Origin of the sequence: Halomonas sp. SSL-5, assembly GCF_030708455.1 — a bacterium.
Classification (GTDB): Bacteria; Pseudomonadota; Gammaproteobacteria; order Pseudomonadales; family Halomonadaceae; genus Halomonas.
Genome location: NZ_JAUYWF010000002.1, coordinates 121,028 through 134,645, shown reverse-complemented (window position 1 = coordinate 134,645; position 13,618 = coordinate 121,028). Strand labels below are relative to the sequence as shown.

At 69.8% G+C, this 13,618-nt stretch carries 9 protein-coding genes; 4 read left to right on the top strand and 5 right to left on the bottom strand.

All coding sequences use genetic code 11. The features are described from left to right. The first annotated feature begins 16 nt into the window (after positions 1-16). Positions 17-1,222, top strand: coding sequence for a CaiB/BaiF CoA transferase family protein (locus RAN53_RS02510; RefSeq protein ID WP_305795246.1), 1,206 nt, complete (start codon positions 17-19; stop codon positions 1,220-1,222). A gap of 135 nt (positions 1,223-1,357) precedes the next feature. Here the strand turns inward: RAN53_RS02510 and RAN53_RS02505 are convergent, their stop codons facing one another. Then, positions 1,358-2,191, bottom strand: a complete 834-nt coding sequence (locus RAN53_RS02505) for a pyruvate, water dikinase regulatory protein (protein WP_305795245.1) — start codon at positions 2,189-2,191, stop codon at positions 1,358-1,360. 237 nt (positions 2,192-2,428) lie between these two features. Here RAN53_RS02505 and ppsA point away from each other — a divergent pair, with 237 nt between their 5' ends. Further along, complete coding sequence (gene ppsA, locus RAN53_RS02500) at positions 2,429-4,801, top strand: phosphoenolpyruvate synthase (RefSeq protein ID WP_305795244.1); 2,373 nt, start codon at positions 2,429-2,431, stop codon at positions 4,799-4,801. 169 nt (positions 4,802-4,970) lie between these two features. Further along, positions 4,971-6,806: a gamma-glutamyltransferase family protein gene (locus RAN53_RS02495; protein ID WP_305795243.1), complete on the top strand. Its 1,836-nt coding sequence runs from the start codon at positions 4,971-4,973 to the stop codon at positions 6,804-6,806. Here the strand turns inward: RAN53_RS02495 and RAN53_RS02490 are convergent. Further along, complete coding sequence (locus tag RAN53_RS02490; protein ID WP_305795446.1) at positions 6,803-8,686, bottom strand: glycerophosphodiester phosphodiesterase family protein; 1,884 nt, start codon at positions 8,684-8,686, stop codon at positions 6,803-6,805. The genes RAN53_RS02495 and RAN53_RS02490 overlap by 4 nt on opposite strands. Positions 8,687-8,761: 75 nt before the next feature. Then, a complete protein-coding gene (gene rraA, locus RAN53_RS02485) occupies positions 8,762-9,250 on the bottom strand; it encodes a ribonuclease E activity regulator RraA (protein ID WP_305795242.1) in 489 nt (162 codons plus the stop codon). Positions 9,251-9,428: 178 nt separating this feature from the next. Between rraA and RAN53_RS02480 the strand changes: the two genes are divergently transcribed. Next, positions 9,429-10,643, top strand: a complete 1,215-nt coding sequence (locus RAN53_RS02480) for a methyltransferase (RefSeq protein WP_305795241.1) — start codon at positions 9,429-9,431, stop codon at positions 10,641-10,643. A gap of 16 nt (positions 10,644-10,659) precedes the next feature. On the opposite strand, the gene RAN53_RS02475 is transcribed toward RAN53_RS02480, so the two are convergent. Next, positions 10,660-11,820: an extracellular solute-binding protein gene (locus tag RAN53_RS02475; protein WP_305795240.1), complete on the bottom strand. Its 1,161-nt coding sequence runs from the start codon at positions 11,818-11,820 to the stop codon at positions 10,660-10,662. Beyond that, positions 11,813-13,558 (bottom strand): chloride channel protein, encoded by a 1,746-nt coding sequence (locus RAN53_RS02470; protein WP_305795239.1) that lies wholly within the window; start codon positions 13,556-13,558, stop codon positions 11,813-11,815. The genes RAN53_RS02475 and RAN53_RS02470 overlap by 8 nt, the downstream gene beginning before the upstream one ends. Positions 13,559-13,618: the final 60 nt, after the last annotated feature.

Here is a 13,618-nt window from a genome sequence, read left to right as displayed (position 1 = left end):
GAGCAAGGAGCTCGAGATGAGTGGACCACTGGATGGCATCACGGTGCTCGACATGTCGCGGGTGCTGGCCGGCCCCTGGGCGGGCCAGCTGCTCGCCGACCTGGGGGCCCGGGTGATCAAGATCGAACACCCCAGCCGCGGCGACGACACCCGCGGTTGGGGACCGCCGTGGCTGGCGGAGGAGAGCGAGCGCGACAAGGTCGCCGCCTACTACCTCTGTGCCAACCGCGGCAAGCACTCCCTGGCCGTGGATATCGCCACCGAGGAGGGCCAGGCGCTGGTGCGCCGGTTGGCGGCGGGCGCCGATATCCTGCTCGAAAACTTCAAGGTCGGTGGCCTGGCCAGGTACGGCCTCGACTACGCCAGCCTGCACGCCGACAACCCGCGGTTGATCGGCTGCTCCATCACCGGCTTCGGACAGGACGGCCCCTATGCCCACCGCGCCGGCTACGACTTCATGATCCAGGCCATGGGCGGGCTGATGAGCCTGACCGGCGAAGCCGACGCCATGCCCATGAAGACCGGAGTGGCGATCACCGATGTGATGACCGGCCTCTACGCCACGGTGGGCGTGCTGGCGGCGCTGCAGGAGCGTGCTGGCACCGGCGTCGGCCGCCATGTGGACGTGGCGCTGCTCGACGTCCAGGTGGCCACCCTGGCCAACCAGGCCCTCAACGCCCTGGTCAGCGGCCAGGACCCCGAGCGCCACGGCAACGCCCATCCCAATATCGTGCCCTACCAGGCCTTCGACTGTGCCGACGGCCACCTGGTGCTCACCGTGGGCAATGATGCCCAGTTCGCCCGCTTCGCCGCACTGCTGGGCCATCCCGAGTGGGCGCGGGATCCCGCCTATGCCACCAACGCCGCCCGGGTCGGCAACCGCGAGGTGCTGGTGCCGATGATCCAGGCGATACTGGCCACCCGGCCCCGGGACGAGTGGCTGGGTGAGCTGGAGGCGCGCGGCATCCCCGCCGGGCCCATCAACAGCGTCAGCGAGGTGTTCGAGGATCCCCAGGTGCAGCATCGCCAGATGCACCGTGTCCTCAAGCGTGGCGATCTCGAGGTACCCCAGGTGGCCAACCCGCTGCGCTTCGACGGCGCCTCCGCCACCAGCGAGGTGGCCCCGCCTCGCCTGGGCCAGGACAGCGATGCCCTGCTGGCCGAGATGGGGCTCACCGCGGAGGATATCGCCAGGCTCAGGCGGGCGGGGGTGGTCCGGTAGTACAGCCAGTTAGCGGCGCCGGGGCCAGGCCGTAGCGGAGGTCCTACGCCAGGGAAGGCGTCGGTAGCGCCCAGGGAAGGGTTCACAGCGCCTCCGCGAAGGCCTGACCCCGGGAAAGCCGCGGCTGTGACAGCATTACCTCGGCGAAAATCGCCTCATCAGCCCCATCTCGGCGATCATCCGGGTGGAGATCTCCTCCACCGAGAAACGGGTGGTGTCGATAAAGGGGATATGTAGCTGGCGGTAGAGCCCCTCGGCCTGGCCCACCTCCTGCATGCACTGGTCCATGGAGCTGTAACGGCTGTTGGGTCGGCGCTCGTGGCGGATCGCCGCCAGCCGCCTGGGGTCGATGGTCAGGCCGAACAGCTTGTGGCGATGGGGCGCCAGCGCCTTGGGCAGCTTGAGGGTGCCGTCCTCGTCGAGGTCATCCTCGGTGAGGGGATAGTTGGCCGCGCGGATGCCGAACTGCAGGGCCAGGTAGAGCGAGGTAGGGGTCTTGCCGCAGCGCGAGACGCCGATCAGGATCACGTCGGCCTTGTCGTACTGGTGGGTACGGGCGCCATCGTCATTGTCCAGCGCAAAGTGCACCGACTGGATGCGGTCCATATAGGCCTCATCCTTGCCGATGGAGTGGGTGCGCCCCACGGTGTAGCTGGAGTGGGTCTTGAGCTCCTGCTCCAGTGGCTCGAGGAAGGTCGAGAAGATGTCGATATTGAAGCCTTCCGCGTCGCTGATGATCTGACGGATATTGCTGTCGACGATGGTGTCGATGATGATCGGCATCTCGCCGTCGCGTACCGCCACGCCGTTGATGATCTCCACCAGATTGTGGGCCTTCTCGAGGGTGTCGATATAGGGCTTGGTGAGCATGCGGATCTCGACGTTCTCGAACTGGGCCAGCAGGCTGCGGCCCAGGCTCTCGGCGGTGATACCGGTGCCGTCGGAGATGAAGAAGGCGGTACGGGTCATGGCGGCGTCGCTTTGGCAGGGAAAGGCCGCCATTGTCGGTGCCGGGGTACCCGCCCGACAAGCCTCCCGGTAGTTTGCAGACTACATGAATGTCCGAAAACGCCCGTCTGTTGTAAAAATCCTCCAGTGACTTCGCTGTTAGACCAATGGCGAATATGGTCACCGCTTGGTAGAGTCGCCAGCATCCCGTCATGCCTGCCGGCATGACGATCCGTCGTCGCAAGCCAAGGGGGTCCCGTGGACGATTATATTCTGTGGTTCGATGAACTGGGCATGGACGATGTCGAGCGCGTGGGTGGCAAGAACGCCTCGCTCGGCGAGATGATCTCCAACCTGGCTGGCGCCGGTGTCACCGTGCCCGGCGGCTTCGCCACCACCGCCCACGCCTACCGCGAATTTCTCTCCCACGAGGGGCTCAACGAGCGCATCAACCAGGCACTGGCCACGCTGGACGTGGACGACGTCACCGAACTGGCGCGGGTCGGCGCCCAGATCCGCCAGTGGGTGATCGATACCCCCCTGCCGCCGACCTTCGAGCAGCACCTGCGCAGCGCCTATGACACGCTGCTCGCCCAGCACCCCAACCTCAAGGCGGCGGTACGCTCCTCGGCCACCGCCGAGGACCTGCCCGATGCCTCCTTCGCCGGCCAGCAGGAGACCTTCCTCAACATCGAGGGCTTCGACAACATCAAGCGCGCCGTGCACGAGGTGTTTGCCTCGCTGTTCAACGACCGCGCCATCTCCTATCGGGTCCATCGCGGCTATGCCCACGAGAACGTGGCGCTCTCCGCCGGCATCCAGAAGATGGTGCGCTCCGAGACCGGTGCCTCCGGCGTGATGTTCACCCTGGACACCGAATCCGGCTACCGCGACGCGGTGTTCGTCACCGCCTCCTGGGGCCTGGGTGAGACGGTGGTGCAGGGCGCGGTGAACCCCGACGAGTTCTATGTTCACAAGCCCACCCTGGCCGCCGGCCGCCCGGCGGTGCTGCGCCGCAACCTGGGCTCCAAGCTGATCAAGATGGTCTACGGCCAGGAGGCCAGCGCCGGCAAGTCGGTGGAGACCGTGGACGTCCCGCTCAAGGAGCGCGGCCGCTTCTGCATCAATGACGAACAGGTGATGGCCCTGGCGCGCCAGGCGGTGACCATCGAGCAGCACTACCAGCGACCCATGGACATCGAGTGGGCGCTGGACGGCGACGACGGTGAACTCTATATCGTCCAGGCGCGTCCCGAGACCGTGGTCTCCCAGCAGGAGGGGGGCAAGCTGGAGCGCTTTCAGCTCAAGGAGAAGGGGCGCAACCTGGTCAGCGGCCGCGCCATCGGCCAGCGTATCGGGCGCGGAGCGGTCAGGGTAGTGGCCTCGCCGAGCGATATGGAGAAGGTCAATCCCGGCGATGTCCTGGTCACCGACATGACCGATCCCGACTGGGAGCCGATCATGAAGCGTGCCTCGGCCATCGTCACCAACCGCGGCGGGCGCACCTGCCACGCGGCGATCATTGCCCGCGAGCTCGGCATCCCCGCCGTGGTGGGCTGTGGCGACGCCACCGAGGTGCTCGCCGATGGCCGCGATGTCACCGTCTCCTGCGCCGAGGGCGACACCGGTCACGTCTACGAGGGCCTGCTCGATTTCGATCGCACCGTGACCAGCGTCGACGCCATGCCCGATATCCCCTTCAAGATCATGATGAACGTCGGCAACCCCGACCGTGCCTTCGGCTTCGCCGGGCTGCCCAACGCCGGCGTCGGCCTGGCGCGCCTGGAGTTCATCATCAACCGCATGATCGGCGTGCACCCCAAGGCGCTGCTCGAGTACGACACCCTGCCCGAGGACCTGCAGCAGACCATCGACCTGCGCATCGCCGGCTACTCGAGCCCCGTGGACTTCTACGTCGACAAGCTGGTCGAGGGCATCAGCACCCTGGCCGCGGCCTTCTATCCGGAGCGGGTGATCGTGCGCCTGTCGGACTTCAAGTCCAACGAGTACGAGAACCTGATCGGCGGCAAGCTCTACGAGCCGGGGGAGGAGAACCCCATGCTCGGCTTCCGCGGTGCCTCGCGTTACATCTCCGATGCCTTCCGCGCCTGCTTCGAACTGGAGTGCCGGGCGCTCAAGCGGGTGCGCGAGGTGATGGGTCTGGACAACGTCGAGATCATGGTGCCCTTCGTGCGCACCACCGAGGAGGCCAGCGAGGTGATCGACCTGCTGGCGGCCAATGGCCTCAAGCGCGGCGACAACGGCCTCAAGGTGATCATGATGTGCGAGCTGCCGGCCAACGCCCTGCTCGCCAATGAGTTCCTCGAGTACTTCGACGGCTTCTCCATCGGCTCCAACGACCTCACCCAGCTGACCCTGGGCCTCGACCGCGACTCCGGCATCGTCGCCCACCTCTTCGACGAGCGGAATCCGGCGGTCAAGAAGCTGCTGGCCATGGCCATCCAGGCCTGCAAGGCCCAGGGCAAGTACATCGGCATCTGCGGTCAGGGCCCCTCGGATCACCCGGACCTGGCCAAGTGGCTGATGGAGCAGGGCATCGATTCGGTCTCCCTCAACCCGGATGCGGTACTCGAGACCTGGTTCATGCTCGCCGGGGAAACCCTGGGGTAAATACGAGGAGCGCTGGGGACAAGCCGTAGAGGAGGTCCTACGCCAGGCAAGTTCCGAGCTGATGAGCGATAGGCCAATGGCGCCCGGTCGACCCCCGTCGACCGGGCGTCCTTCGTCTATGCTGAGAGGCTCAGTGCCTGGCCACCCGCCACGACAAGGAGCCTGTCCCATGACGCTGCCCCCCTCCAACCACCGTCGCCGCCAGCTCGCGCCGCTCGTCGCCGCCCTGGTGCTCGGCCTGCCCCTGGCCGGCCAGGCGGACACCGCCTTCACCTACGACATTCCCGCCATCGCCCCCGAGGTGTCGTCAGAGAGCGAGGAGAAGCCCGGTTGGGCCACCGAGCGCTTCGCCGTGGCCGCCGCCAACCCGTTGGCCACCGATGCCGGCTATCAGGTGCTCAAGGCCGGGGGGAGTGCCATCGACGCCGCCATCGCCGTGCAGATGGTACTCAACCTGGTCGAGCCCCAGTCCAGCGGCATCGGCGGCGGCGCCTTCCTGGTCCACTACGACGGCGAGGAGGTGGCCGCCTTCGATGGCCGCGAGGCCGCCCCGGACGCCGTCGACGGCAGCCTGTTTCTCGACGCGGAGGGCGAGCCCCTCGCGTTCCTGGATGCCGCCGCCAGCGGCCTCTCGGTGGGGGTGCCCGGCACCCTGCGCATGCTCGAGATGGCGCATAAGCAGCACGGCGTGCTGCCCTGGGCCGAGCTCTTCGCGCCGGCCATTCGTCTCGCCGAGGAGGGCTTCACGGTGAGCCCGCGCCTGGCCGCTAGCCTCGCCGGCGAGGAACGCCTGCGCGACGATCCCCAGGCTGGCCCCTTCTACTACCCCGACGGCGAGCCCCTGGCGGCCGGCGAGACCCTGCGCAACCCGGCGCTGGCCGAGATCCTGCGTCAGGTAGCCGAGGGGGGCAGCTCGGCGCTGCACACCGGCGCCGTCGCCCACGACCTGGTGCTGCGGGTCCAGGGGCACCCCGAGCGCTCCGGCACGCTCACCCGCGAGGATCTGGCAACCTACGAGGCCAAGCAGCGTGCGCCGCTCTGCACCCCCTGGCAGGCCTATGTGGTATGCGGCTTCCCGCCACCTTCCTCGGGGCACCTCACCGTGATGCAGATCCTCGGCATCCTCGAGGCGCTGCCGGATGTCGAAGAACCGCTGGTCGACGGGGTGCCGAGCGAGGCGTGGCTGCACCCCTTCCTCGAGGCCGCTCGCCTGGCCTTCGCCGACCGCGGCCGCTACATCGCCGACCCCGCCTTCGTCGACGCCCCCGACGGCGACTGGTCGAGCATGCTGGCCCCCGACTACCTCGCCAAGCGGGCCGAGCGGGTCGGCGAGCAGAGCCTGGGCAGCGGCGGCGCGAAGCCCGGCACCCCCGGCGTGCTCGACACCGCCTGGGGCCAGCACCCCCAGCAGCCGGAGTACGGCACCAGCCATATCAGCATCGTCGACGAACAGGGCAACGCCCTGGCCATGACCACCACCATCGAGCAGGCCTTCGGCTCGCGGATCATGGCCGATGGCGGCACCGGCCTGCCCGGCGGCTACCTGCTCAACAACGAGCTCACCGACTTCTCCTTCACCCCCGAGGACGCCGAGGGGCAGCCCATCGCCAACCGCGTCGAGGCCGGCAAGCGGCCGCGCTCCAGCATGAGCCCGACCCTGGTCTTCGCCCGCGATGGCGAGGAACGCGGCGACCTGATGGCGAGCCTGGGCTCCGCCGGTGGCGCGGCGATCATCCACTACACAGCGAAGTCACTGGTGGCGATGCAGGACTGGGGGCTTGACGCCCAGGAGGCGCTCGACCTGCCCCACGCCATCACCCTGGGAGGGCCGGTCTACCTGGAGCAGGGCCGCTTCCCGGCGGCTACCCTCGAGGGCCTGGCCGCGCGCGGCCACGAGGTCAGCGAGCGCGAGCTGGTCAGCGGGCTGCAGGCGATCCAGGTGGTGGGCGAGGGCTTCTTCGGCGGCGCCGACCCGCGCCGGGAAGGGGTGGTCATGGGCGATTAATGGCGTAGCCAGTTGCGCAGCTTGATCAGCAGCAGGGCGCCGTCGCCGAGCTCGCGGCGCTCGGCGACCAGCGCCGCGAGCAGGGCCGGGCGGTCGGTGATGATGGCGTCGACGCCCAGGTCGATCAGTTGTGACATCCGCGTCCGGTCGTTGATGGTCCAGGCGTGCAACTCGTAGCCGTAGCGTCCCGCCAGGCTGACCTCGCGCTCATCGATACGGTTATGGCGCAGGCCCAGCGCGTCCAGGCTCCGGCGCTCCAGGGTGCCGGGCAGGATCAGCTGGGCCAGCAGGGTCACGCGCAGTTCGGGGTGGCGTGAACGGATCGTTCGCGCCAGCGTCGGCGAGGTGGTGGCCAGGCGCGTCTCGGCGAAGAGGTCGGGGTCGCCGCAGGCCCGGACCTGCCGGTCCACCACCGCCTCGGCCAGGCAGCGTCGGCGCTCCGCCTGCTCGGCGACCAGCGCCTCGACGACCGCCTCCACCAGCGCCACCTCGCGGCCGGGATCGGTCTTCAGGTCGATCATCAGACCGCTGCGGCCGCGGACGGCTGCCAGGGCGTCATCCAGGCCGGGAATCCGCTCGCCCACATAGGCGTCCCCGAACCAGCTGCCCACATCGATGCCGGCCAGCGCCTCGCGCTCGAGCTCGCCCAGCCGACGCGGATCGCCGGTCAGGCGTTGCAGGGTGCCGTCGTGATAGAGCACCACCTGCTCGTCGGCGGTGAGGCGCACATCCAGTTCGACCATGTCCGCCCCGTCGTCCAGGGCACGCTGGATCGCCGGCAGGGTGTTCTCGGGGGCAACCAGGGAGCTGCCGCGGTGGGCGATCACCGCGACCTCGTCGCGCAGCGTGAAGCTGTTGACGATCAGCCACGCCTGCCACAGGGCGAAGCACACCACGCCGAGCTCCACCGCCCAGGCCAGGCGCCCGGGATGGGCATCGGCGGGTGGTGGGGCGGGGCGTGGCTCGCGGTGGGCCAGGCGCAGGTAGAGGCAGGCCGAGAGCAGCGCGTTGGCGGCGATCCCGGCGAAGGTGATGGCCAGGGTCACCAGCACGTAGGCGGTCAGGTAGGCGAGGGTGGCGGGCACCAGGACCGCATGGCGCTCCGGCAGCCACCAAAGCAGCGGTGTGAACAGCCGGTCGAAGATCAGCGTGGCGAGTATCGGCAGGGTCACGATCATCGCCAGCAGGGCGAGGGTGACCACGGCGATGGGGCGACGGTTGCCGCGGGTGAGCTCGCCGCTGCGCGCCAGGGCCCGGCGCGGCGAGAGTGTCTCCAGCGCCACCAGCGGCAGGGCCAGGATCCAGCGCACATAGAGGGAGGCGGCGAGCCACGCCCAGGCGGTCACCAGCGGCACGGCCAGGGCGAGGAACTGCCACAGCGCCGGCGGCCGCACGCGCTGCACATAGTAGGGGTCGAGGCCGCCGAGCAGGGCACCATGCAGCCAGACCAGGGCGAACGCCACCGGCAGCACCAGCAGCAGGTGGGTACCCACCTGAACCACCACCAGCCCGGCCAGGGCCGGCAGGCGATGCAGGGTCCACCACAGCGCCTCGAAGGCCAGTCGCAGGTGATGGTCGCGGGGTCGTGCCGCCACCAGGATCATGCCCGCCTGCTGCAGGTAGAGCACCAGGAAGGTGAGTCCGGTGGCGGCCAGCAGCCACAGCGTGCCGGCGGGGCTGACCAGCAGGTCGATGAGCTCGGCATTGCTGATCACGGTGCGGCCGAAGCGACCCACGAGGTGGGCCAGGCTCCAGGCTACCGCCGGCAGCAGCAGGCTGGAGGCCAGCAGGGTAAAGAACAGGTGATAGGCCACCAGCGGGCGCAGGTGCTCGCGCAGGCTGCGCAGGACGTCTCGACTCAGCCGCGAGAGGGCCAGCATGGCGGGCTCGATATCGCTTTCATGGGGGCAGGGTGACACCCGCCGCCTGACCTGGGCAAGGGCGGCGGGGCGGGCTCAGCCCTCCAGGGGCAGGCGCGCCTCGGCCACCAGGATGCCGTTGTTGTCGGCGTAGAGCCACTCGCCGGGGGCGAGGGTGACGCCGGCGAAGGTCACCGGGATATCGCGCTGCCCTTCGCCACGCTTCTCGCTCTTGCGCGGATGGGCACCGAGTGCCTGCACGCCGAGGTCGGTCTCCGCCAGCACATCGACGTCGCGCACGCAGCCGTACAGGATCACGCCGCTCCAGCCGTTGCCGGCCGCCTGCTCGGCCAGCATGTCGCCGAGCATGGCACAGCGCTGTGATCCGCCGGCATCCACCACCAGCACGGCGCCCTCACCGGGCTCGGCCACGGCCTGCTTGACCAGGGAGTTGTCCTCGAAGCACTTGACGGTGCGGATCGGGCCGCAGAAGGCCTCGCGGCCGCCGAAGTTGATGAACAGCGGATCGAGTGCGCGTACCTCGGGGTGGGCGTCACAGATGTCTGGGGTGATGATCTGGGGCACGGCAGGGCTCCTTGTCTCGAAAGGGAGTCTTGATGATGCCACAGCGTTGGCTCGGCATCAGCCGCCACTCGTCGCCACTCGCCGGCGCCGAGGGTCAGGCGCTGGCACGTCGCCGAGGCTATGCCACAATGGCGTCCCCGGATCGGCGGGGAAGCGCCGAACCTGAAGGAGAGAGTCCATGAACACCAGCGACGATGCCCGCCGTCGCCTTGAGCGTCTGACCGAGCTGCTCGCCGCCTGGCAACCGCTGTGGCAGCCGCTGCCCTTCCAGCACCCTCGGCTGCCCTGGCAGGCCGAGTGGCCCGCCATGGTTGAGGCGCTGCTGGCGCTCTCCGATGCCGAGGTGTCGCGCCTGCAGGATGCCCCCTTCACCGACCCCCCCCTGGCCGCATGGCTGCCGGTCGCGGAGCTCGAGGGACTGGCCAGCCTGCCGCAGTTGCCGGGCGAGGGCGAGACGCTTGCGCAGGGCTGGGCGACCCATGTCGGGGGTCGCAAGTGGCGCCAGATCGAGGCCTTCCTGCCCAGGGTGCGCCTGGCCGCGGGCGACAGGCCCCTGGAGTGGTGTGCCGGCAAGGGACACCTGGCCCGCACCCTGGCGCGCCGGCATGGGGTCGAGGTCAGCGCGCTGGAGTGGGATGCGGCGCTCTGCGACGGTGGCGCGGCGCTGGCCGAGGCACAGGACGTCCCTCTCACGCTGGTCCAGCAGGATGTCATGGCAGCGGATGTCGCGTGCTGGCTGACCCCGACCACCCATGTCAGCGCGCTGCACGCTTGCGGCGACCTGCACCGCCGCCTGCTGGAGCAGGCGGTAGCCGCCGGCAGCGCGCTGACCCTGGCCCCCTGCTGTTATCAGCGTACCGCCGATGCAGGCTACCGGCCGCTCTCGCGTCTCGGTGCCGACGGCATGGCGCGGCATCACCTGTCGTTGTCCCGGGAGGATCTGGCCATGGCGGTGCAGGAGACGGTCACCGCCCCGCGCCATGTGCAGCGCCATCGCCAGCGGGCCAATGCCTGGCGGCTGGGTTTCGACCGGCTGCAGCGGGCGGTGCGCGGCCAGGATGACTACCTGCCGGTGCCCAGCCTGGCCTATGGCCGCATGCCCGGGAGCTTCGTCGACTTCTGTCACTGGGCCGCCGAGCAGAAGGGAATCGCGCTGCCCGACGACAGCGACTGGGCGGGCCTCGAGGCATCGGGGTGGCGCCGCCAGGCCGAGGTGGCACGCCTGGAGCTTGTACGCCACCTGTTCCGGCGACCCCTGGAGGTGTGGCTGGCGCTGGATCGCCTGGTGTTTCTCGAGGAGGCCGGCTATGACGCCCAGATCGGTACCTTCTGCGACCGCGAGCTCACCCCACGCAACCTGCTGATCCGCGCACGCCGCCCCGCCACCGCTTGAGGTCATGGTGTGGCTGTCATGGCGCCACCGGCTGGTCGTCACCACCGGCGGTTGGCGTTGGCGCCTCACCGGTGCGGGCTTGCCGAGCTTCCAGCCACTCCGCGAAGTAGTCGTCCATGCGCGTCAGGGTACGCGCATACCAGGTCTCGTCCTTGGCGATGGCGCCCTCGGCGTTGAGCGGGTGGGTGGGGATGTGCAGGCGCATGTCCACGCCCGTGTCGGGATGCCGGCCGACCCGCTCGGCCGCCGAGGCGCGGGCCGGCCCGTAGGGAATCCGTTCGGCCAGGGCGACGAGGCGCTCGGTGGATGTGGCGAAGCGGATGAAGGCCCGTGCCGTGTCCGGATTGCCGGCGTGGCGGGGAATCACCCAGGTCTCGTGCTCCTGGACCTGGCCATCCCAGAGGATCTCGATGGGCAGGTCACGGTTGACCATGGCATCGAAGAAGCGGCCGTTGTAGCCCGAGGCCATCACTACCTCGCCCTCGGTGAGCAGGCGCACGGGCGCTTCGCCATCCTCCCACCAGCGGATCTCCTCCAGCGCATCCAGCCGCGCCAGCGCCAGGGCCAGGCCCCGCGGCGTGCTCAGCAGTCGGTAGAGCTCCTCGCGAGGCACGCCGTGGGCGAGCAGCGCCCACTCGAGGTTGACTGCCGGGGTGCGCTGCAGCGCCCGGGGCCCCGGAAAGCGTCGCTGATCGAAGAGGTCGGCGATGCGCGTAGGGCGGCGTCCCGGGAAGGCGTCGGTGCGATAGGCCACCACCGTCGCGAACAGCGTATGGGTCAGCGCGCAGTCGCCGATGGCCCCGGGCATGAAGTCGTGCTCGGCGGGGGGGCCGTCCGGGGCCGGGGCGGCGAGATCCGTCGGCAGGGGTTCGAGCAGGCCCTCGTCGCAGGCCGCCATGGCCTGGCTGCGGGTCATGTCGATCACATCCCAGGGGACCTCTCCAGCGGCCACGGCCCGGCGTAGTTCGGCCAGGCCGCCGGCGTAGCGCTGTACCTCGACCTCGATGCCGTGCGCTTCACTGAAGGGGGTGAACAGCGCCTCTTGCTGGGCGCGTTCGTAGGCACCGCCCCAGCTCAGCACCCGCAGCGGCTCGGCGAGAAGCCCCGATGTGCCGGCGAGCAGGAGCAACAGGGCGGCGGCGAGGCGGCAAGGCGTTGTCCGAAACGTCCTAGCCATGGCCGTGCTCCTCGCGGCGCAGCGCATCGCTCTGGTGGAGGTAGGCGCGGGCGATATGCACCTCGTAGACCACCCCGCGGAAGATGCCCTCGTCGACCACCGCCAGGGCCTCGCCGGTGACCTCCTCGAGCAGCGCCATCGCCGCCCACAGGGTGGTGCCGGAGTGAAGCGTCGGGCGTTCGCCGTCCACGCAGTCGCCCACCCGGTGCGCGCCCGCTGCTTGGCGCGCCGACTCCAGCTCGGCCAGCGTCACGCAGCCATGGAAGCGCTCCTGGGTGTCCACCAGGTAGGCCTCGCCGTGGCGTTCACGGGCCAGGGTGGCGATGGCCTCGTCCAGCGAGGCCTCGGGGGAGAGGATCACGCACTCCCGGGTCAGGTAGTCGATCACCCGGGTGTCCATCAGCAGCGCCTGGCCGCGTCCGGAGGAGAGGTCCAGCCCGCGGTTGCGCAGCTGGATATCGAACAGCGAGCGGCCAAACAGCTGGGCCGCAATGGGGCTGGCCAGGGTCACGCTGGCCAGGGCCGCCGTGGTCAGGGCGTAGTTGCCGGTGAGCTCGAAGACGATCAGCAGGCTGGTCAGCGGAGCGCCGATGACCGGGGCGGTGACGGCGACCATGCCACATACCGCATAGAACACGAAGGTCTCCTGGGAGACGCCGGCCAGGGCCGCCACCAGGCTGCCGCAGAGCCCACCGAACAGCGTGCCGATCACCAGGGCGGGGCTGAAGACGCCGCCACTGAATCCCATGCCCAGGCACAGGGCGGTGGCCGCCACCTTGAGAGCCAGCACCAGCAGCAGCTCGCCCCCGCCGAAGGCACCGGCGATGGTGGCGAAGCGCAGCGTCTCCTGGCCCATGCCGAGGATGTCGGGCACCCACAACGCCACCGACCCCAGCAGGGCACCGGCCAGGGCGGGGTGCAGGTCGGGACGCAGCGGCAGACGCCGGGCGAGGCGGCCTACGCCGAGGATGGCGTGCATGTAGGCCCCGGCCAGCAGGGCCCCCAGCCCCCCCATGGCCACGAACAGTGCAAATTCCCAGGCCCGTGGCACCACGGTCTCGGCGACATGGAACAGGGCGCCCTGGGCGAGCGCCTGGGTGGCGATCACATGGCCGACCAGGGCGGCCGCGGCGATGGGCGCGAAGGCACGCAGCGCATAGTGGCGCAGCACCACCTCATGGGCGAAGACGATGCCGGCCAGCGGGGCATTGAAGGCGGTGGCGATGGCCGCGGCCACACCGCAGGCGATGGTGATGTTGTCGTCGGAGCGGCCCAGGCGCAGCAGCCGAGCACCCAGCGAGCCCAGGGTGGCCCCCAGGTGCACCAGCGGGCCGTACTGACCCACCGAGGCGCCGGCCCCCAGGGAGATCATGGCGGTCAGGGCGGAGATCCCCCCTTCCCTGGCCGGGAGTCGACCGCGCCGGGTCTGGACGGCGGCGATGGCGTCGGCGGGTGTGTGGGGGCGTCCCTGGGGAAGGTGGCGATGCAGCTGGCCGACGATCAGCCCGCCCAGGGTCGGCACGGCGATGGTGGTCAGGGCCAGCAGTTCGGGCCAGGGAAACATCATGCGACTGCGGGGTGAGATCAGCAGCAGCTCGTTGAGCACAAGCACGCCGCGCACGAAGCCGGCGGCGCACAGCGCCGCGACGCCGCCGATGACGGCACCCAGCAACACCAGCCCCAGGAAGCGCAGCACCGGCAGGGGGCCGCGGCCGGTGGGCGCCGATGTGGTCTCCATGACCTAGGTGTAGGTGCCCGGTCAGGCGACGTCCACCGGTGTCGCGCGGGACAGCCTGCC